A 20,044-nucleotide genomic window follows, 5' to 3' on the forward strand; every position below is an offset into this window, starting at 1 on the left:
CAGCAAATCGCTTGGGAGATCAGGCCATGAATAACCCCGACCACCGCCCCGTCAGTTGGGACCTCGACATGCTGATGCCGGAACTGCCGGCCCAGGGACGCTGGCGCGGCGGGCCGGTGAACCACCGGCTCAGCCCCGGCCATGAGACGCTGACCTGGCATCCCGGCGAGGGCGATCGCCTCATCCGGCCGCAGGATGGCGTCGGCACTTTGCGGCTGGAGGATACCGACCGCACCCTGGCGCAGATCCTGGAAGCCATCGTCACCGAGCCTGGCTCCGCCACGCCACGGCTGATGCTGGGGGAGATCGCCCTGCAGGGGGTGAAGGGCAGCATCAGGCTGGGTGAGGAGACCATCCGCTTCGCCGGCATCCAGCGCGTGATGATTGGCGGCTACAGCGCCTACCCCACCCGCGGCGACTGAAGGCGGGCCGGGCGCCCGACGGCCACCAGCACCACGGCATGCTGCCGGAAGCGGCGGGCCAGGACCCGCAGGCGGCGCGGATCGCCGGCCAGCAACAGATGGTGCTCCGACCAGCCTCCGGCGCGGCCAAATCCCTCCGCCAGCAGGCGGCCCCGCGCCGCCTCGCGCAGGCGGTCCTGCATGTGGCGGTTCCAACCTTCCGGCATCCGGCGGCTATAGGGGTTCCAGGCGGTGACGAAGCCGGCTGCGCGGACCCCGGCCCGCCGCAGCAGCCGGTCCAGCGCCGGGCTGCGCTGGCCGATCCGCGCCACGGCGCCGGCGGCCTCGTAGCGCGTGGCCCGGAAGGCGCGCAGCAGGCGGGGCGTCATGCCAGATGCAGCAGCAGGCCCTTGAGATAGGCGCTTTCCGGCAGGCCCGGATGCACCGGATGGTCCGGCCCGGCGCCCACGGTGGCCAGCAGACGCGCCTCCCGCTTCGCCTTGTGCACGCCCCAGCCCACCGCATCGGTGAAATCCCCGGGCGAGACGTGATGGGAGCAGGAGGCGATGAACAGGATGCCGTCCGGCGCCACCAGCCCCGCCGCCAGCCGCGCCAGTTTGCCATAGCCGCGCAGCGCCGCCGGCTGGTCCTTTCTCGATTTCGCGAAGGCCGGCGGGTCGGCCACCACAACCTCGAACTTCCGGCCGCTCGCCGCCATTTTTTCGAGGTGCTCCAGCGCCTCCGCCTTCAGCGGCGTGACGCGCTCGGCAAGGCCCGCCAGGCGGGCGGCCTGCATGGCGTGGTCCAGCGCATGTTCGCTGCGGTCCAGCAGCGTGACCTCCCGCGCCCCGGCCGCGGCCGCGGCCAGTCCGAAGCCGCCGGTGTGGCAGAAGGCGTCGAGCATGCTGCGCCCGGCGCAAAGCCGCGCCACCATGGCCCGATTGGCGCGCTGGTCGAAGAACCAGCCGGTCTTCTGGCCGCCCAGCAGGTCCACCGGGAAGCGCAGGCCCGATTCCTCGACGGTCGCCGTGCCCTCCCCCTGCAAGGCCGTGACCGATTCCGGAAGGCCTTCCAGCTTGCGCACAGCGCTGTCATTGCGCGCCACGATCAGCCGAGGGGCGAACAGGGCGTTCAGCGCGGCGACCAGATACGGCGTGGCGGCATCCATGCCGGCGGTGTTCGCCTGGATCGCCACCGCGTCGCCGTAGCGGTCGATGATGAGGCCCGGCAGGCCATCCGCCTCGGCATGCACCAGACGGTAGTAGGGCGTGTCGAACAGCCTTTCCCGCAACGCCAGGCAGCCGGCGAGCTTCGCCTGGAACCAGGCGGCGTCGATGGTGGCGGCCGGGTTGGCATCCAGCCGGCGGGCGGCGATCAGGCTGTGCGGGTTGAAGTGCCAGACGCCGTGCTTCACGCCGTCATCGCCCTCCAGCCGCGCCGGGGTGCCGGGTGGCAGGGCGCGGAGCGCCGGGGTCATGGCGATCTCGTTGGAGAAGGCCCAGGGGTGGCCGGCCTTCACGCGGCGGTCGCCGCCGGGGGCCAGGCGGATCAGGGGGGTGTCGGTCATGCCCCCGCCTATGCCCCGATCAGCCGCGGACTGCCAGCACCACACCGCCGATGGTCAGCGACAGCGCCGCCACCTCCCGCAGCCCGAGCGGCTCTCCCAGCAACAGCGCGGCGCTGGCCACGCCGATCACGGGGGTGAGCAAGGTGCCGGAGGAGGCGGCGGCGGCCGGCAGGCGGCGCAGGGCCGCGAACCAGGCGAGGTAGCACAGCCCCAGCGGCCCCACCCCGCCATAGACCATCACCGCCCAGTCCAGCCCCGACAGCGCGCCAAAATCCGGCGTCTCGAAGATCAGCGCGCCGGCCAGCAGCGGCGTGCAGCCGACCAGAAGCTGCCAGGCGACGGAGCTGGTGGGCGGCAGCGCCAGCGGCCAGCGCTTGGTCACGACGGTGCCCAGCGAGAACAGCACCGCCCCGCCCAGCGCCGCCACCACACCCGGCAGCTTGGCCAGCCCCACATCCAGCCCCGGCCCCACCACCAGCACCACCAGCCCGCAAAGGCCAAGCGCCAGGGCCGCCAGCCGCCTCCGGCTCGGCGGCTCTCCCAGCACCAGCCAGGCGAGCAGCGAGGTCCAGACCGGCATGGTGTAGCAAACGATCGTCGCCTCCCCCGCCGCCAGCCAGAGCAGGGAGAAGGTGGCCATGCCCATCCAGGCGGTGACATTGAGCAGGCTGGCCGCGACCAGCCGCGGCCACAGCGCCCTCGGCACGGCGAGCTTTTCACCGCGCCAGGCCGCGATGGCGAAGAGCAGCGAAATGCCAAGCACGGCGCAGACCACGCGCATCGAGAAGGGGGGCAGCACGCCCAGCAGGAGCTTCATCGAGGGCCAGTTGAAGCCCCAGCCGATGACGGTCACCAGCAGCAGCAAAAGCCCGCGCGGGTCGAGCCTCTGCGCCAGGGGGATGGTCAATCGAGGTAGTCCGGCTCCTCCTTGGCAAGGCGGCGCTTGATGCTTTCCAGATGCAGCATGGCGCTTTCCCGATCGCCGAGGCGCATCTGGTCATAGGTCTTGCGCGCGAGCTCCGGCGGCACAGGCTTCAGCGGGCGGCCGGTGGACAGCGCCAGGCGCTGCGCCTCCGCCGCGCGTTCCAGATAATACAGGTCGTCCCAGGCCTCGGCGGCCGTGGCGCCGACCACCATCACGCCGTGGTTCTTCATGAAGACGATGTCGGCATCGCCGATGGAGGCCGCGATGCGGTCGCCCTCCCTCTCATCCAAGGCGAGGCCGTTATATTCTTCGTCGACCACGGTGCGGCCGTAGAACTTCAGCGCGGATTGCCCGGCCCAGGCGAGCGGCGGGCCTTCCAGCATGGCGAGCGCCGTCGCATTCGGCATATGCGTGTGGAAGGCGGCCTTGGCGCGCGGCAGGTTCTTGTGGACGCGGGCATGGATGTAGAAGGCCGTCGCCTCCGGCACGCCTTCGCCGGCCACCACATTGCCCTGGTAGTCGCAGACCAGCAGGCGGGAGGCGGTGATTTCCGCAAAAGCCCAGCCATAGGGATTCACCAGGAACAGGTCGTCCCTGCCCGGCACCACCAGCGAAAAGTGGTTGCAGATACCCTCATGCATGCCGAGGCGGGCGGCCATGCGGAAGCAGGCGGCAAGATCGACCCGCGCGGCGCGCACCGCATCGGCATCAAGCTCCGAATTGCGCAGGATGGCGGGGGCGGCGTTCAGCGCATGCGCCATGGGGGCGGACCTTTCCAGGTGAGGCGATGATGATTCGCAGGACCCTCGCCGGCAGGCAAGCCGCGATCTGGCCAAGCGCGCCGATCCGTCGCAGATCATGGGGGCGAGACGGAGACAGGGCGATGAGCGGCACCAATCAGCGGATCGACGGCAAGCGCCTCTGGGACAGCCTGATGGCCATGGCCCGCCACGGCGCGACGCCCAAGGGCGGCGTGCGGCGCCTGACGCTGACCGATATCGATAAGGCCGCCCGCGACGATTTTCGCGCGCAATGCCAGGCGCTCGGCCTCACCGTGCGGGTGGATGCCATCGGCAATATGTTCGCGCGCCGCGAAGGCCGCGACCCGTCGCGCCTGCCGGTGCTGTTCGGCAGCCATCTGGATAGCCAGCCCTCGGGTGGAAAATACGATGGCGCACTCGGCGTGATGGCGGGGATGGAGGTGATGCGCACGCTGCATGACCTCGGCCTGACCACCGAAGCGCCGCTGGAGCTGGTGAACTGGACGGACGAGGAAGGCAGCCGCTTCGGCCTGTCGCTGATGGGCAGCGGCACCTGGGCCGGCGTCTATCCGATCGCGCGCAGCTACGCTTTGCCCGACCAGCAGGGCGTCACGGTGCAACAGGCGCTGAAGGACATCGGCTACCAGGGCGAACACCCCGCCGCCCCCTTCCCGGCCGATTCTTATTTCGAGCTGCATATCGAACAGGGCCCGATCCTGGAGAAGGAGGGCCGCCAGATCGGCATCGTCACCGGCGCCCAGGCGCAGGTCTGGTGGGATGCGCGCATCACCGGCCAGGACAGCCATGCCGGCACCACACCGCCCTCCACCCGGCGCGATGCGCTGGTCGCCGCCGCGCAGGTGATTTCGCTCGTCGACGGGCTGATGCGCGACCGTGGCGAGGATGGCCGCGGCACGGTGGGCTTCCTGAAGGTCGAGCCCAACAGCCGCAACGTGATCCCCGGCGAGGTCAGCTTCAGCATCGAATTCCGCCACCCGGACAGCGCCGACATCGCCGGCCTCGCCCGCGATTTTCCGACCATGGCCAAGGCGGTGGTGGCGGAGACCGGCTGTGTGCTCGAACTCACCCAGGTGCTGCATTACGACGCGCAGCCCTTCGATGCCGGTTGCGTCGCATTGGTGGAACAGGCCGCCCAGCGCCTCGGCTATCCCGCGCGGCGCATGGTCTCCGGCGCCGGGCATGATGCCGTCTATGTCGCGCGGCGCATGCCGGCGGCGATGATCTTCACCCCCTGCAAGGACGGCCTCAGCCACAATGAGGCCGAGAGCATCGAGCCGGAGGAGGCCGAGGCCGGCTGCCAGGTGCTGTTCGAAGCGGTGATGGCGCGGGCCAATCGCCCGGCGGCGTGACAAGCCTCGCGCAAACTTCACGTGATCGGGGCGGCGGTGGCGGCCATGTGCTGGGGCTCACTCCCTGGAGAGTCGCGCCTCATGAATCCCACCACATGGCCCCGCCCGGCCCAGATCGCGTCGGGCCTGCTGCTGCTGTTCGGCCTGATCGGCTGGATCACCGTGACCACCGTCAGTTCCGATCTGCGCGCCGCACGCCAGGCGTCGGAGCGCAGCGAGCAGCGCCGCGCTGAGCTGGAGACCATCCTGAATGCCGAACGCCGCGCCAGCGGCGGCCTGCCGGCCATCGAGGCGCGCAGCCGTCAGCTCACCACCGAGGCCGATACGGCCGAACAGCGGCTGACCGCGGCGCGCGGGCAGGCCGAGGCGGCGGAGCGGACTCGCGCCAGCGCTGCCCAGGCGCTGGAGCAGGCCCAGCAGGCCCGCGCCACCGCGGAGCGGGAGACGGAGGCGCTGCGCGCGCGTGGCGCCGAGCTGGCGCCGGCCGTGACCGCCGCCGAAACGCGCCTCGCCGAGCTGACGCGCCAGGTGGAACAGGCCGAGACGGCGCAGCAGCAGGCCGCCGCCGGTCGCGATTCCACCGCCGAGGCGCTGCGTGCCTTGGAAGCCCGACAGGCCGAGCTGGCCGCCGGCGTGCAATCCTCCGAGGCGCGCCTCGCCGAGCTCGCCGCGGAGGCGGGCCGGGCGCAGGAGGCGCTGACCGCCAATAATGCGGAGCTGGCCGGCGCCGAGCAGCGGCTGCGCGGCCTGCGGGATCAGGCGGCGCTGCTGGAGGCCGACCTCGGCGCCCGCCGCTCGGCCCTGGCCGAGTTGCAGAGCCGGCTGGACCAGGCGACCCTGGGCGCGGAGCAGACGGCCAACCGCCTGTCTTCCACGCGTGAGGAGCTGGCCGGCGTGACGCGGGAGGCCGGGGAGGCGCGCCAGCGCCTGGCCACGCTGCGAGAGGAAACAGCCACCGCCGAAACCACGCGCGACCAAGCTCGTCAGGCCGCGCAGCGCGCCGAGGCCGAAGCCACCCGCCTGAACGAGGCGCGCGACACCGCTGCGCGCAACGCCGGCCAGGCCGAGCGCCGGCTGGAGGAGGCGACCACCCGCCTGCGTGCCGAGGAACAGCGCCTGACCGGGCTGACCGGCAACGTCGAGACCCAGACCCGTCGCCTGGCGGAGCTCCGCCAGCAGACCGAACAGGCCGGCACGGCTTTGGCCGAGCGGCAGCGCGCGGCCGCCGAGGCGGCGCGGCAGGTGACGGCGCTGGGCGAACAGGTGCGGCAGGCCGAAGCCAATCTGGCACGGCTGCGTCAGGCCACCGCCGAGCAGCAGGCGACTCAGCCGGCGCCGCGCCCGGCGAACTAACCCAGCAGCTTCGCCACGACCCAGGCGCCGCCCGTCGCGGCGGCGCCGACCACCAAGTCCCGCAGGGCGCCGCTCAAGGGCGGTAGGCCCTGCGCGGCCGATCGCAGCCCGCCGAGCCCGCACAGCGCCAGCCCGGCCAGGCCGCAGGACCAGGCCAGCCCGGCCCGCAACTCCAGCAGATAGGGCAGCATCACCAGCAGCCCGGCCAGGACCATCGCGACGCCCCCGGCCATCGCCTTCTGGTCGGCGCGGATCGGGTCGGGCTCCGACAGGTCCAGTTCGAAGCGCATCATGAAATCGACCCAGCGGCGGCGGTCGCTGGCGATCGCCTCCACCGCGTCGCGCAGGATGTCGCCGCGCACGCCGTAGCGATGCAGGATCGCCGCGACCTCCCAACGCTCGCGGTCCGGGTAGAGGTGGCTTTCCTGCTCCTCCCGCATCCGCTCCGCCTGGTAGTGCGCAGCGGCGTCGCGGGCCGCGAAGCTGCCGGACAGGCCGGCGGCGAGGCCGCAGGCGAGCGCCAGCGCCATCCCGGCCGCACCGGTCACCGCGGGCGCGATGCCGAGCGCGGTCAGGGCCGCGCCAAGCGCCAAAGGCGGCAGCAGCCCCGCCATGGCCGCCTCCGTCGTCCCCCGCGCCAGGGCGCCAGCCAGCACGTGCCCTTCCTCATGCGGCGGGCCGGGCGGCATGGGGGGCAGGCCATCGCGGCTGGGCTCGTGCCGCGATGCCTCGGCTGGGGGTGCGGTCAGCATGGCGGGACATTAGCGGCGCGGGTACCGCCCTGTCACGCGCCTTGCAACCCTCAAGGCTTTGGGAATAAAGGGGAAATCGGGAATGCGACGCATCCTCACAAGGCTCACACCCGGCCAGGCATGGCGGCTCCGCGCACTCGGCGGGCGCGGGCAAGCCGGCTCGGGTTGTCGCGGCCGCTGGCCCTGTCTATAGCGACGCAGCCGGAGGACGATCTTGGCCACCACCGAACCCGATACCCAACCCCGCACTGAGCCCACCCCCGCCCAGGCGGCCCAGGCTTTGCTGCTTGCCCGCCCCGCCAGCGAGGAACGCCGGATGGCCGATGCCATCCGCGCCCTGGCCATTGATGCGGTGGAGCAGGCCAAATCCGGTCATCCCGGCATGCCGATGGGCATGGCCGATGTGGCAACCGTGCTGTTCAGCCGCTTCCTGAAATACGATGCCGCCGATCCGCGCTGGCCGGACCGCGACCGTTTCGTGCTCTCGGCCGGCCATGGCTCGATGCTGCTCTATTCCCTGCTGCACCTGACGGGGCAGGAGGGGATGTCCATCGAAGACATCAAGAATTTCCGGCAATTGCACTCCCCCGCCGCCGGCCATCCGGAATATGGCGAGCATCCCGGCATCGAGACCACCACCGGCCCGCTCGGCCAGGGCATCGCCACCGCGGTCGGCATGGCGCTGGCGGAGCGGATGCTGGCGGCGCGCTTCGGCAAGTCGCTGGTCGATCACCGCACCTGGGTGATCGCCTCCGACGGCGACCTGATGGAGGGCATCAGCCACGAGGCGGCCTCCTTCGCCGGGCACATGAAGCTGGAACGGCTTTGCGTGCTCTATGACGACAACAACATCTCGATCGATGGCGACACCTCGATCTCGCTGTCGGACGACGCGCTGAAGCGCTTCCAGGCCTATGGCTGGGCGACCCGCCGCGTCGATGGCCATGACCATGAGCAGGTCGCGGCCGCGATGGCCTGGGCGATGCGCAACCGCAAGCCGACGCTGATCGCCTGCCGCACCATCATCGGCTTCGCCGCGCCGACCAAGGCCGGCACGGCGGCCAGCCATGGCGCCCCGCTGGGCAAGGTGGAGGCGGATGCCGCCAAGGCCGCGATGGGTTGGAACCATGGGCCCTTCGAGGTGCCGGAAGGCATCAAGGCGCGCTGGGAAGATGCCGGCCGCCGCGGTGCCGGCACCCGCCGGTCCTGGCTGAAGCGCCTGGCCAACCACGCGCAGAAGGACGAGTTCGACCGCGCCATGTCCGGCCGCCTGCCGGAATCCTGGCACGAGCCGCTGGTCGCGCTGCGCGCCAGGCACGCCGAGGACCAGCCGAAGATCGCGACCCGCATCGCTTCGCAGCGCGCGCTGGAAGCCCTGGTGCCGGCGGTGCCGGAGATGGTGGGCGGCTCCGCCGACCTCACCGGCTCCAACAACACCAACGTCAAGGGCATCCCCTCCGTCTCGCCGGGCAATTATGCCGGCCGCTACATCCATTATGGCGTGCGCGAGCATGCCATGGCGGCGGCGATGAACGGCATGGCGCTGCATGGCGGGCTGATCCCCTATTCCGGCACCTTCCTGGTCTTCGCCGACTATCTGCGCCCTGCCCTGCGGCTGGCGGCGCTGATGCACCAGCGCGTCATCCATGTGCTGACGCATGACAGCATCGGCCTGGGCGAGGATGGGCCGACGCATCAGCCGGTGGAAACACTGGCCTCGCTGCGCATCATCCCGAACCTCGTCACCTTCCGCCCGGCGGACGCGATGGAGACGGCGGAGTGCTGGGAGCTGGCGGTGAAGCGCGCCGATGGTCCCTCCGTGCTCGCGCTGTCGCGCCAGAACCTGCCGGCGCTGCGCAGCGACCATGGCGAGAACCGCTGCGCCCGCGGCGGCTATGTGCTCGCCGAGGCCTCCGGCCCGCGCCGCGCCACGCTGATCGCCACGGGGTCCGAAGTGCACCTGGCCATCGCCGCGCGCGCGACGCTTGAGGCGGAGGGCATTCCCACCGCCGTCGTCTCCCTGCCGAGCTGGGAGCTTTTCGCCTTGCAGGATGAGGGCTACCGCACCCAGGTGTTGGGCGACGCGCTGCGCGTCGGCATCGAGGCGGCGCTGTCCTTCGGCTGGGACCGCTGGCTGGGGCCGGAGGGGATCTTCATCGGCATGCAGGGCTTTGGCGCCAGCGCGCCGGCCGATGAACTCTTCCGCCATTTCGGCATTACCGCGGAGGCCACCGTGGCCGCCGTGAAGAAGCGTTTGGGCTGACCAAGAGGGGATTGACGACGATGACGGTGAAGGTTGCCATCAACGGTTTCGGGCGCATTGGTCGCCTGGTGCTGCGCGCCATGATCGAAAGCAACCGCACCGACGTGGAATGCGTCGCGATCAACGACCTCGGCAGCGTCGAGGCGAATGCCCATCTGTTCCGCTATGACAGCGTGCATGGCCGCTTCCCCGGTGAAGTCGCGGTGGACGGCAACAAGATCATCATCACCGCGAACGGCCGCACCTATGCGCCGATCGTCGTCAGCGCCGAGCGCGACCCGACCAAGGTGCCCTTCCAGGGCGTCGATGTCGCCCTGGAATGCACCGGCATCTTCACCAGCAAGGAGAAGGCCTCCGCGCTGATCACCGCCGGCGCGCGCAAGGTGGTCATCTCCGCCCCCGGCGACAATGCCGACGCCACCATCGTCTATGGCGTGAACGAGAAGACGCTGACCAAGGAGATGACCGTCATCTCCAATGCCAGCTGCACCACCAACTGCCTGGCGCCGATCGCCAAGGTGCTGCACGACAATTTCGGCATCGTGCGCGGCTACATGGTCACCATCCACGCCTATACCGGCGACCAGAACACCGTCGACACGCTGCACAAGGACCTGCACCGCGCCCGTGCGGCCGCCGTTTCCGCCATCCCGACCAGCACCGGCGCGGCCAAGGCCGTGGGCCTGGTGATGCCGGAGCTGAAGGGCAAGCTGGACGGCACCGCCATCCGCATCCCGACGCCGAACGTCTCCCTGGTCTCGCTCGACTTCGTGCCGGCCAAGACCGAGGGCCTGACGAAGGAGGCGATCAACGCCGTGATGAAGGCCGCCTCCGAGAGCGGCCCGCTGAAGGGCATCCTAGGCTACAACACGGCGCCGCTGGTCTCCATCGACTTCAACCACGACCCGCACAGCTCCACCTTCGATGCCACCCAGACGCAGGTGGTCGATGGCGGGCTGGTCCGCGTGATGTCCTGGTACGACAATGAGTGGGGCTTCTCGAACCGCATGTCGGACACGGCCGCCCTGTTCGGCAGCCTCTGAGTATCCGAGGGGTGCGGGTCCTGCCCGCGCCCTTCTTCTAGAACAACCGCAGCCGCGCGCGGGACATCTCGAAGCCGCGGCCTTCGGCGTTCACGCAGCGCAGGCCCTGCGGCGTCGCGGTGCAGGATTGGCCAGCCCCCTGCCAGGCCGCACCATAGGCCAGCACCGGCGCCTTCGGATCGGTCACCGTATCGCCGTGACAGATCGGCGCCGCCGCCCCGCGCCGGGGCAGTTCGATGGCGCCACCCCATTCAAACTCACACTCGGCGGGACGCGGTGGCGGGCGGTAGCTGAACTGCATCGCCTCGCAGCGCAGCACCCCCTCCCACACCCCGCAGCGGATATTGCCGGAGGGCAGTTGGAAGGGGTCCTGCGCCATGGCGAGCGTCGGCAGGACAAGCAGGACAGGCAACCATCGCAGCATCGTCGGAATCCTCCAGCCGGTGATGCTGCCGCGACGTCCTTGCAGAAGTCTTGACGCCGGCGCGCCGCGAGGCGCTCGCCGGGCGGGTGATTCCCCAGCCGGTTAAAATGCGTTACCAGCAGGGCGACCCGACCCACCCGCCGCGAGGATTTCAACGCCATGACGTATCGTACGATGGACAGCCTGGACGCCGCCGGCAAACGCATCCTGCTGCGCGCCGACCTCAACCTGCCTGTCCGCGACGGCGTCATCACCGACAGCACACGCATCGACCGCCTGGCGCCCACCATCCGCGAACTGTCGGAGAAGGGCGCGCGCGTCATCATCTGCAGCCATTTCGACCGCCCCAAGGGCAAACGCGTGCCGGAGATGTCGCTGAAGCCGATGGTGGCGGCGCTGGCCGCCGCGCTCGGCCGCCCGGTCGCCTGGGCCGAGGATTGCGTCGGGCCGGAGGCCGAGGCCGCGGCCGCCGCGCTGGTCGATGGCGATGTGCTGCTGCTGGAGAACACCCGCTATCATGCGGGTGAGGAAAAGAACGACCCGGCGCTGGCCGCCGGCCTGGCGAAGCTGGCGGATGTCTATGTCAACGACGCCTTCTCCGCCGCGCACCGCGCCCATGCCAGCACCGAGGGCGTCGCCCATCTGCTGCCGGCCTATGCCGGGCGGCTGATGGAGGCGGAGCTGAAGGCGCTGGATGCGGCGCTGGGCAATCCGGCGCGTCCGGTGGTCGCGATCGTCGGCGGCGCCAAGATCTCCACCAAGCTGGACCTGCTGGGCAATCTGACGCGCAAGGTGAACGTGCTGGTCATTGGCGGCGCCATGGCCAACACCTTCCTGGCCGCCCAGGGCTACGCCATGGGCAAGTCGCTGCAGGAAGCCGAGATGCATGACACCGCGCGCAGCATCCTGGCCGAGGCCAAGGCGGCGAATTGCGAGATCCTGCTGCCGATCGACCTGGTGGTGGCCGGTGCCTTCGCCGCCAATGCCCCGCATCAGACGGTGGCGGTGGACCGTGTGCCGGAGGACATGATGGCGCTGGATGTGGGGCCGGAGACGGTCGCACTGGTGGAAAAGCGCCTGCGCGGCGCCTCCACCCTGGTCTGGAACGGCCCCTTCGGCGCCTTCGAGATCCCGCCCTTCGACATGGCGACGGTGGCGGTGGCGCAGTCGGTGGCCGGCTTCACCACCTCCTCCGGCCTGAAATCCATCGCCGGCGGCGGCGATACCGTCTCCGCCCTGCGGCATGCCGGGGTGATGGACCGGTTGACCTATGTCTCCTCCGCCGGCGGCGCCTTCCTGGAATGGCTGGAGGGCAAGACCCTGCCGGGCGTGGCGGCGCTCACGGCCGCTTGATTCATAATTCATCCATCTGAGGCCAGCACTCCACCACTGGTTGCTGGACTATTAACAGCGCATGGCGGCAACCTGCCGTCATGCGCCCCACCCGATCGACCCATCCGAGCGTCGCACGCACATCCGCCTATCGGTTTACCGGCGATTCAGATCTTCGGTTCATGGTCGTGCGCATGATCGCCATGAACTCCCTCTCCGCCTTCACGGCGGAAGTCAGTCGGACGCAGGGCGCCACGCAAGCCCGTGGCACCGGCCCCACGCCCCAGGCCCTGCAGCCTGTGCCGGCCCCGCAGCAGCGCACACTGGATGCGATGCCCAGCATGCCGGGCAGCCCGCCGCCGCGCGGGTCCCTGCTCGACCTTCGGGTCTAGACCAGCCCTATCGACCGTTGCGCCACCCTCACCCTGATGGGTGAGACGTAGGGGCTGGCCTTCACTTTCTGGCCCCCTGGCCTCGGCGTGATCGCGTATCTCTTGCGATCCAGGCGCTTCGGCGCCAACCTTGTCTCATGTCGACAGAAACCGCCCGCTTCGTCCGGCGCATCCCCGAAGGGGAGGACCGGGAGCGGCTGACCTGTAACGACTGCGGCTACATCGCCTATGAGAACCCGAAGGTCGTCGTCGGCTCGGTCGTCGAGGTCGATGGCAAGGTATTGCTCTGCCGGCGTGCCATCCAACCCCGCCACGGCTTCTGGACCATCCCCGCCGGCTATATGGAACTCGGCGAGACGGTAGAGGAAGGCGCGCGGCGGGAGGCGCAGGAGGAAGCCTGCGCCGATCTGGCCCTGGACGGGGTGCTGGCGGTCTATTCCATCGCCCGGATCGGCCAGGTGCAGATCCTGTTCCGCGCCCGCCTCGCCAGCCCCGGCTTCGCCCCGGGACCGGAAAGCCTGGAGGTCGGGCTGTTCGGCTGGGACGAGATCCCCTGGGATGATCTGGCCTTCCCCTCCGTCCACTGGGTGCTGCGCGCGTGGCGGGAGGCCGGGTCCGGGCCCCTCGGCGCGCCGCGTGGCAATCCCCCCGAGGATCGGCGCGGTACCGCGCCACTGAGGTCCACATGAATCGCCGATTCCTGCTGCTGGCGACCGTCGCGGCGGCGCTGCCGACCGTGGTGCTGGCCCAGGGCAATGGCCGTCGCACCATGTCGCTGGATCTGCCGCAATCCTCCGGCCTGACCCCCTTTCCGGTGCCCCGCGCCGCGCAGCCGCGCGGCAGCGCCGAAATCGCCCCCATGCCCAACCGCAACATCGAACCCCCGCGGGACATCTTCGCCCGGCCGGACGCGCCGACGCTGGAGCCGATGATCATCGATGAGCGGGAACAGCGCCGCGGCTTCACATTTGGCCGGGAGCATCTCTCGGACCGGCAGGATGTGCTGCTGAAGGACCTGGCGCCCGGCGCCCGGCTGCGCATCCCGCTGGAATAGGACCAGCGGCGTGACCCGGCGATGTCAGCGCATCGGGATCGGGTACATCAGCCCGCCGCGATTCCACAGGGAGTTCAGCCCGCGCTCCAGCCCCAGCGCGCTGCCGCGGCCCAGGTTCCGCTCATAGACCTCGCCATAATGGCCGACCTGTCGCAGCACCTGGAAGGCCCAGTCATCCGCGAGGCCGAGTGGCGCGCCGAGGCCAGGCTCGGTGCCGAGGATTCGCCGGACCAGGGGTGAAGGGTCGGCGCGGCGCGCCTCGGCGGTGGTGGTGCCGATCCCCCGCGCCTCCCCTTCCAGCATCACATTCACCACCCAGAAAACCAGGCTGCGCCACTGCGCGTCGCCATCCCGCACCAGCGGGCCCAGCGGTTCGCGGCTGATGATGTCGGGCAGCAGGACATGCGCCGTGGGGTTCGCCGTGCCGGTCTGGCGCAGCACCACCAGGCTGGACAGATCCGCGCTGACCGCATCGCACTGGCCGGCGGCATAGGCGTCCCGCAGCCCGGCGAAGCCCGGCGTGGCGACCGGCGTGTAGCTGATGCCGATGCGGCGCGCCGTATCGGCCATTGCCAGCTCGTTGGAGGTGCCGGTGACGACGCAGACGCGCTTGCCGTCCAGGCCGCGCGCATCGGCGATCCGGGGGGCGGCGGGCACCAGGAAGCCCTGGCCATCGTAGAAGTTGATTCCGGCCGGCGAAAGGCCGAGATCAGCGTCACGCGCCATGGTCTGGGTCAGGTTGCGGGCGGCGACATCGATCTGCCCCTGCCGCAGCGCGGCGATGATGTCGGGCGTCGTGCCCTGCACGAAGCGCACCTTCTCCGCATCGCCCAGCGCGGCGGCGGCGATGGCGCGGCAGGTATCGGCATCCAGCCCCAGAACCCGGCCCTGCGCATCCACCTGGGCGAAGCCGGTCAGCCCGGTATTGGTGCCGCAGATCACCGCGCCGCGGGCGCGAACCTGTGCAAGCGTCGATTGCGCCACGGCCGGCGACGCAGCGGTGGCAAGTGTCGCGAGGCCGGCGGCGAGGCTGGCCAGAAGCTTCATGCGCATCATCCGGCCCTCAGCGCAGTGGCAGGGGGAACATCAGCCCCCCGCGCTGCCAGTTGTCATTCGGCCCGCGATCAAGCCCGAAGCGGCTGCCGGCGCCGAGGTTGCGGTCGAAGACCTCGGCATAGGATCCGACGCGGGCCAGCACCCGCTGCGACCAGTCGTCATCCAGGCCGATGGTCTTGCCGAGCCCGACATCCACGCCGATCAGCCGGCGCAGGACCGGGTCGTTGGATTGCAGCTGGGAGATCAGATTGGCACTGGTCACGCCGAACTCATCGGCCTCCAGCATCGCCTGCACCACCCAGAAGACCACCTGGCGCAGCGCCTCCTCATCCTCCCGCACCATCAGGCCGAGCGGCTCGCGGCTCAGCACCTCCCGCAGCAGGACGAAGCCATCGGGGTTCTGCATCTCCGTCACCCGCCGGATCGCGAGCTGGGAGGCATCGGTGGAGGCCGCCTCGCAGCGGCCGGCCGCCAGGGCCTGGAGCAGCGCCGTGCCACCGCCGGCCTCGACCACCGTGACGGTGATGCCGATTCGTGCCGCCTCGCTCTCCACCACCTCGCGCCCGGTGGTGCCGGCGATGCCGGTGACGCAGATGCGCCGGCCCTCCAGGTGCCGGAAGCTGGCGATGCCGGAATCGCGGCCGACCAGCAGCCCCTGGCCATCGAAGAAGGTGATGCCGGCGAAGGCGACGGGCCGCCCGGCCTCCCGCGAATAGGTGAAGGTGGTGTTGCGGGCCAGAAGGTCGATGCGGCGCTCGTCCAGCGCTGCCATGCCGGCATCCGGGGTGTCCATCGGCACGAAGCGCACCTTGGCCGGGTCACCCAGGGCGGCGGCGGCGACCGCGCGGCAGAAATCCGCGTCGAAGCCCTGCATGACGCCTTGCGCATCGGGCGCGGCGAAGCCCGGCAGCGTGCCACTGACCCCGCAGGCCAGCTCCCCCCTGGCCCGCAGCGCGGCCAGAGCATCGGTCGCGGGCTGTGCCAGAGCCGGCAGGGCGAGCAGCAGCGCGGCCATGGCCGCGGTGAGGATTCGCATGGTCATCGTCCTAGCAGCCCGAGGCCGCGACGCGGCAGGTGGCGCCGCTGACCGCGCGACAGGCCTGCATGGCTTCCGCCTCAGCCTCCTGCACCGTGGCGCCCGTCGCGGAGAAGTTGCGATTCAGCACCATGGTGCTGAGGTCATTGGTCATCACCACCGCATTCGGATGGCGGGTGACCGCCTGCACCAGCACGGCGCAGCGATTGACGACCTCGCCCAGGAACTTGCAGGGCACGCGCCCGGCCACGGACTGGCAGGACCGCACGGCGGCGGTGTTCACTGCCAGCCGGTCGGTCGCGCCATTGCCGAAGCCATGCGCCGCCATGGGGGAATCGGTGGCGTAGATGGCGCCGAAGCGGCTGTTGGGCGGGGGCGCGGCACTGGCCGTGGTGCTCGCCAACTGCACCCCCATCCCCGTGCTGGTCTGGACCGTGGCGGAACTCGCCGCCCCCACCGCCTGGAAACAGGGACCGCCCGCGATACCCGCCCCGAGGGCGCCGCAGACGCTGAGGCCGAGCCGCGCGAAGCGCTGCGGCGGCAGGGCCATGCGGTAGAGCGAGCCCTCCCGGCAGCGCATGTCCCAATAGGCGGTGCGGCCTTGGTCAAAGCCGGCGAAATAGGTGGCGATGATCGCCTGGCAGGTGGCCCCACCGCCGGTGACAGCGCGGAACACCTCGGCCCGCCGGGTCGGTTCATCCAGGGCGGAAAGCTGGTCGTGCAGGGGGTTGCCGGTCTGCGCCTGGGCGGCCAGAGGCATCAGGAGTGCGACGGCGAGAGCCAGCATGCAACGCATCGTTCGACTCGTCTCCCCCACTGAGCACATGCTCTTCAGCCGTGCTGGGCGTTGGAATTAAGCCGGTTCCGCAAGATTAAAAGGTGCGCTGCCCACCGACGGGGTCAAATCACGGCGTCGTTACTGCGCAGCTTCGGCAAGGTGGGCAGAGCCGGGTGGGTGAACTACCGCTCCAGCCCCACCAACCCTCGCGCGAAATCGCGGGCCGTGAAGGGGCGCAGGTCGCCCGCTTTCTCGCCCACGCCCACCATATGCACGGGCAGGCCGATTTCCTGGGCCAGCGCGACGACCACGCCACCCTTGGCGCTGCCGTCCAGCTTGGTGACCGCGAGACCGGAAACCGAGACCATTTCCTTGAAAATACGCACCTGCTGCAGGGCGTTCTGACCTGTGGTTGCATCCAGCGTCAGCAGCACCGAATGCGGCGCTGTGGGGTCCAGCTTGCGGATCACCCGGATGATCTTCGCCAGCTCCTCCATCAGCGCCGATTTGTTGTGCAGCCGCCCGGCAGTGTCGATCAGCAGCAGGTCCATCCCTTCCGTCCGCGCCCGGGCCAGGGCGTCATGCGCGAGGCCCGCGGCATCGGCGCCCATCTTGGCGGGCGCCACCACGGCGCAGCCGGTGCGCTCGCCCCAGATCTGAAGCTGCTCGACGGCGGCGGCGCGAAAGGTGTCGCCGGCGGCGAACATCACCTTGAGGCCCTCGGCGCTGTACTGCTGGCCGAGCTTGGCGATGGTGGTGGTCTTGCCGGTGCCGTTGACGCCCACCACCAGCACTACATGCGGTGCGAGCTGCGGCCGGATCTCCAGCGGCTGCGCCACCGGGGCGAGGATTTCGGCGATGGCCTCGGCGAGGGCCGTCTTCACCTCCTCATCCGAGACCTCCTTGCCGAAGCGGGTTTTCCGGAATCCCTCGACGATCCGGTGCGCGGCAGCAACGCCGAGGTCGGCGGCGATCAGCGTTTCCTCCAACTCCTCCAGCGCCGCGTCATCCAGGCGGCGCTTGCGGAAGACGGTGGTGATGGCGTCCGTCAGCCGCGCGGTGGAGCGTGAGAGCCCGGTCTTGAGGCGGGAGAACCAGCCGCCGCCCCCAGCGGGTTCGGACTCAGGCTCACTGCTGGCCAGCGCCTCCGCCAGGGCGGCCTCAGGGTCGCGCGGCGGGACCGGCTCGGGCGGTGGCGGCGCAGGCGGGGCCGCCTCGATCGTCGGCGGGGCGGTGAAAGGCACCTGGAGGGCGGGCAGCGGCGGCAGTGGCGCGACCGGGGGTGGCGGCGGCACGGGGGGCGTTTCCAGCCCCGGAGCTGCGGGGGTCGGCGGCTGGGCGGGGGGCGAGGTGACGGGCGCGGGTGGCGCCTCCGGCTCCCGCCCCCGCAGCCGGTCCCAGAATCCCTTGAGTGCCATGGCTCAGGCTGCCTCCGCGATCAGGCCCTGGTCATCGGCGGCCAGCACGCGCATCGGGCGCAGGCTGCCCGGGGCGGGCGCGGTGCCCGCCACCCGGACCGGGGCGAAGTGTTCCGTATGGCCGCGCCCGCCGTGTTCCAGCAGCACCGATTCGACGCGGCCGAGACGGCCGGCGAAGAAGGCCTGGCGGGCATCGGCGCCGGCCTGGCGCAGCCGCGCCGCGCGTTCGCGCCGCAGCGGCACCGGCAGTTGCGGCATGCGCGCGGCCGGGGTCCCGGGGCGGGCGGAGAAGGGAAAGACGTGCAGGAAGCTCAGCCCGGCCTCCACCACCATCTCCAGCATCCGCTGGAAATGGTCCTCTTCCTCCGTCGGGAAGCCGGCGATCAGGTCGGCGCCGAGCGCGATCTCTGGCCGCAGGGCGCGGGCGCGTTGGGCGAGGTCCAGCGCCTGGGCCCGGGAGTGGCGGCGCTTCATGCGCTTCAGCATCAGGTCGTCGCCATGCTGCAAGGACAGGTGCAGATGCGGCATCAGCCGGGGCTCCTCCGCCAGCAGCCGCCAGAGGTCGTCATCCATCCCGACCGGATCGAGCGAGGACAGCCGCAGCCGCGGCAATTCCGGCACCAGCGCCAGCAGCCGGCGCACCATCTGCCCGAGCCGCGGCTGGCCGGGCAGGTCCGGGCCGTAGCTGGCGATATCGACGCCGGTCAGCACCACCTCCCGATACCCGCGCGCCACCAGGGCGCGGACCTGGTCCACCACGACGCCGAGCGGGACTGAGCGGGAGGGGCCGCGGCCATAGGGAATGACGCAGAAGGTGCAGAGATGGTCACAGCCCTGCTGCACCTGCACCAGCGCGCGGGCGCGGCCGGCGAATTCCGTGACCGGCAGCGGCGGGGCGGATTCGGCCAGCATGATGTCCGGCACCGGCGCGGCGGGCGCCGCCGGGTCCCAGGCTTCGGGGCGCAGCTTGTCGGCATTGCCGATCACCCGCGCCACGCCGGGCAGCGCCGCCCAGGCCTCCGGCGCGATCTGCGCGGCGCAGCCGGTGACCAGGATGCGTGCCTGAGGGTTTTCGCGCGCCGCCTTGCGGATGGCCTGGCGCGCCTGCGCCTCGGCCTCGGCGGTCACGGCGCAGGTATTGACGATCAGCGTGGTGGCGTCGTGGCCGGCAGCCTCGGCCAGGCCGCGCATCGCCTCGGTCTCATAGGCGTTCAGGCGGCAGCCGAAATTCAGCGTCCGCACGCTCATGTGGCATAGGCCGACAAATCCAGCATGCCGGTGAAGGCGGTGGCGACCGGGCCGGTCATCAGCACATGCCCATCCTCCCGCCATTCCATCCGCAGGTCGCCGCCGGGCATGGTGATGGTGGCGCGGCGGCCGGTCAGCCCGCGGCGATGCGCATTCACCATGGCGGCGCAGGCGCCGGAGCCACAGGCGAGCGTGATGCCCGCGCCACGCTCCCAGATCACCAGCCGCATATGTTCGGGCGAGAGAATCTGGGCAAAGCCGATATTCGCGCGGTCGGGAAAGATCGGGTCGTGTTCCAGCCCCGGCCCGATCTCCGCCACCGGCACCTGGTCCAGGTCACGGACGAAGAAGGTGGCGTGGGGGTTTCCCATGGAACAGGCGGCCGGGTCGGCCACCACGCCGCGCGCCAGCGGCAGGTGCAGCGTGTCCACCTCATGCGCCAGCGGCACATCCTGCCAGCCAAGCCGCGCCAGGCCCATATCGGCGCGCCACAGCCCGCCCGGCAGACGTTCCACCGGCAGGTCCCCGGCGATGGTGCGGACCACCACGCGGTCGCGGCCCGTCTCATCGGCCACCAGGGCCGCGATGCAGCGCGTGGCATTGCCGCAGGCGCCGGCCTCCGACCCATCCGGGTTGCGGATGCGCATGAAGACATCGGCGCCGTCGGTGCCGGGCTCCATGACGATGAACTGGTCGCAGCCGATGCCGAAATGCCGGTCGGCGATGGCCGCGGCGCCGGCGGGGCTGATCGGAAGGGCCTGGGCACGCGCATCCAGCACGACGAAGTCGTTGCCGAGGCCATGCATCTTGCGGAAGGGCGTGTTCACCCTGCGGATATAGAGCGCCCGGCGCGGCCGTGAAACCCGCATCG

The 20,044-nt window shown here is 70.8% G+C and carries 21 protein-coding genes; 9 read left to right on the forward strand and 12 right to left on the reverse strand.

The features are described 5' to 3' along the window. Positions 1-26: 26 nt before the first annotated feature. On the forward strand, positions 27-422 hold the full coding sequence (locus ACVFYP_RS21185) for a hypothetical protein (protein WP_499202200.1): 396 nt from the start codon (positions 27-29) through the stop codon (positions 420-422). On the opposite strand, the gene ACVFYP_RS21190 is transcribed toward ACVFYP_RS21185, so the two are convergent. Genes ACVFYP_RS21190 through ACVFYP_RS21205 form a run of 4 tightly spaced genes read right to left on the reverse strand, consistent with a single transcriptional unit; the run spans position 401 to position 3,654 of the window. Then, entirely contained in the window at positions 401-790 is a 390-nt protein-coding gene (locus tag ACVFYP_RS21190; RefSeq protein ID WP_499202201.1) for a DUF3293 domain-containing protein, read from the reverse strand. The two genes, ACVFYP_RS21185 and ACVFYP_RS21190, sit on opposite strands and share 22 nt — an antisense overlap. Then, positions 787-1,968 carry a class I SAM-dependent rRNA methyltransferase gene (locus tag ACVFYP_RS21195; protein WP_499202202.1) on the reverse strand — a complete coding sequence of 394 codons (1,182 nt, stop codon included), beginning with the start codon at positions 1,966-1,968 and terminating at the stop codon, positions 787-789. Before ACVFYP_RS21195 ends, ACVFYP_RS21190 begins: the two co-directional genes overlap by 4 nt. 19 nt (positions 1,969-1,987) lie before the next feature. Then, positions 1,988-2,875 (reverse strand): DMT family transporter, encoded by an 888-nt coding sequence (locus tag ACVFYP_RS21200; protein ID WP_499202203.1) that lies wholly within the window; start codon positions 2,873-2,875, stop codon positions 1,988-1,990. Next, the gene (locus tag ACVFYP_RS21205; RefSeq protein ID WP_499202204.1) at positions 2,872-3,654 is read right to left on the reverse strand and encodes an aldolase; all 783 of its coding nucleotides are present in this window, start codon (positions 3,652-3,654) and stop codon (positions 2,872-2,874) included. The genes ACVFYP_RS21200 and ACVFYP_RS21205 overlap by 4 nt, the downstream gene beginning before the upstream one ends. 122 nt (positions 3,655-3,776) lie before the next feature. Between ACVFYP_RS21205 and ACVFYP_RS21210 the strand changes: the two genes are divergently transcribed. Continuing rightward, positions 3,777-5,024, forward strand: a complete 1,248-nt coding sequence (locus ACVFYP_RS21210; protein ID WP_499202205.1) for a Zn-dependent hydrolase — start codon at positions 3,777-3,779, stop codon at positions 5,022-5,024. Between the two features lie 81 nt (positions 5,025-5,105). Beyond that, positions 5,106-6,377, forward strand: a complete 1,272-nt coding sequence (locus tag ACVFYP_RS21215) for a hypothetical protein (RefSeq protein ID WP_499202206.1) — start codon at positions 5,106-5,108, stop codon at positions 6,375-6,377. Here ACVFYP_RS21215 and ACVFYP_RS21220 read toward each other — a convergent pair. Beyond that, complete coding sequence (locus ACVFYP_RS21220) at positions 6,374-7,129, reverse strand: VIT1/CCC1 transporter family protein (RefSeq protein ID WP_499202207.1); 756 nt, start codon at positions 7,127-7,129, stop codon at positions 6,374-6,376. The genes ACVFYP_RS21215 and ACVFYP_RS21220 overlap by 4 nt on opposite strands. A gap of 214 nt (positions 7,130-7,343) precedes the next feature. Between ACVFYP_RS21220 and tkt the strand changes: the two genes are divergently transcribed. Both tkt and gap read left to right on the forward strand, forming a co-directional pair. Then, positions 7,344-9,392 carry a transketolase gene (gene tkt, locus ACVFYP_RS21225; protein ID WP_499202208.1) on the forward strand — a complete coding sequence of 683 codons (2,049 nt, stop codon included), beginning with the start codon at positions 7,344-7,346 and terminating at the stop codon, positions 9,390-9,392. Positions 9,393-9,412: 20 nt separating this feature from the next. Next, entirely contained in the window at positions 9,413-10,435 is a 1,023-nt protein-coding gene (gap, locus tag ACVFYP_RS21230) for a type I glyceraldehyde-3-phosphate dehydrogenase (RefSeq protein WP_499202209.1), read from the forward strand. Positions 10,436-10,472: 37 nt separating this feature from the next. Here the strand turns inward: gap and ACVFYP_RS21235 are convergent, their stop codons facing one another. Further along, positions 10,473-10,859 carry a DUF6636 domain-containing protein gene (locus tag ACVFYP_RS21235; RefSeq protein ID WP_499202210.1) on the reverse strand — a complete coding sequence of 129 codons (387 nt, stop codon included), beginning with the start codon at positions 10,857-10,859 and terminating at the stop codon, positions 10,473-10,475. 159 nt (positions 10,860-11,018) lie between these two features. Here ACVFYP_RS21235 and ACVFYP_RS21240 point away from each other — a divergent pair, with 159 nt between their 5' ends. The 4 genes from ACVFYP_RS21240 to ACVFYP_RS21255 all read left to right on the forward strand — a co-directional run bounded on the left by ACVFYP_RS21240 (position 11,019) and on the right by ACVFYP_RS21255 (position 13,637). Then, a complete protein-coding gene (locus tag ACVFYP_RS21240) occupies positions 11,019-12,212 on the forward strand; it encodes a phosphoglycerate kinase (protein WP_499202211.1) in 1,194 nt (397 codons plus the stop codon). A 173-nt stretch (positions 12,213-12,385) separates the two neighbouring features. Further along, complete coding sequence (locus tag ACVFYP_RS21245) at positions 12,386-12,583, forward strand: hypothetical protein (protein ID WP_499202212.1); 198 nt, start codon at positions 12,386-12,388, stop codon at positions 12,581-12,583. Between the two features lie 137 nt (positions 12,584-12,720). Beyond that, complete coding sequence (locus tag ACVFYP_RS21250; RefSeq protein WP_499202213.1) at positions 12,721-13,272, forward strand: NUDIX hydrolase; 552 nt, start codon at positions 12,721-12,723, stop codon at positions 13,270-13,272. Further along, on the forward strand, positions 13,269-13,637 hold the full coding sequence (locus tag ACVFYP_RS21255) for a hypothetical protein (protein WP_499202214.1): 369 nt from the start codon (positions 13,269-13,271) through the stop codon (positions 13,635-13,637). Before ACVFYP_RS21250 ends, ACVFYP_RS21255 begins: the two co-directional genes overlap by 4 nt. A 24-nt stretch (positions 13,638-13,661) precedes the next feature. Here the strand turns inward: ACVFYP_RS21255 and ACVFYP_RS21260 are convergent, their stop codons facing one another. From ACVFYP_RS21260 to dapF, 6 genes are all read right to left on the reverse strand, one after another. Continuing rightward, positions 13,662-14,684 (reverse strand): transporter substrate-binding domain-containing protein, encoded by a 1,023-nt coding sequence (locus ACVFYP_RS21260; RefSeq protein WP_499202215.1) that lies wholly within the window; start codon positions 14,682-14,684, stop codon positions 13,662-13,664. Between the two features lie 16 nt (positions 14,685-14,700). After that, positions 14,701-15,729 (reverse strand): transporter substrate-binding domain-containing protein, encoded by a 1,029-nt coding sequence (locus tag ACVFYP_RS21265; RefSeq protein ID WP_499202216.1) that lies wholly within the window; start codon positions 15,727-15,729, stop codon positions 14,701-14,703. A gap of 10 nt (positions 15,730-15,739) precedes the next feature. Continuing rightward, entirely contained in the window at positions 15,740-16,516 is a 777-nt protein-coding gene (locus ACVFYP_RS21270; protein ID WP_499202217.1) for a DUF4189 domain-containing protein, read from the reverse strand. A gap of 173 nt (positions 16,517-16,689) precedes the next feature. Further along, positions 16,690-17,649 carry a signal recognition particle-docking protein FtsY gene (gene ftsY, locus ACVFYP_RS21275; RefSeq protein WP_499202550.1) on the reverse strand — a complete coding sequence of 320 codons (960 nt, stop codon included), beginning with the start codon at positions 17,647-17,649 and terminating at the stop codon, positions 16,690-16,692. A gap of 279 nt (positions 17,650-17,928) precedes the next feature. Continuing rightward, a complete protein-coding gene (mtaB, locus tag ACVFYP_RS21280; protein ID WP_499202218.1) occupies positions 17,929-19,173 on the reverse strand; it encodes a tRNA (N(6)-L-threonylcarbamoyladenosine(37)-C(2))-methylthiotransferase MtaB in 1,245 nt (414 codons plus the stop codon). Next, a complete protein-coding gene (gene dapF / locus ACVFYP_RS21285) occupies positions 19,170-20,042 on the reverse strand; it encodes a diaminopimelate epimerase (protein WP_499202551.1) in 873 nt (290 codons plus the stop codon). Before dapF ends, mtaB begins: the two co-directional genes overlap by 4 nt. Between the last annotated feature and the right edge of the window lie 2 nt (positions 20,043-20,044).

It is taken from the genome of Roseomonas sp. F4, from assembly GCF_053891155.1.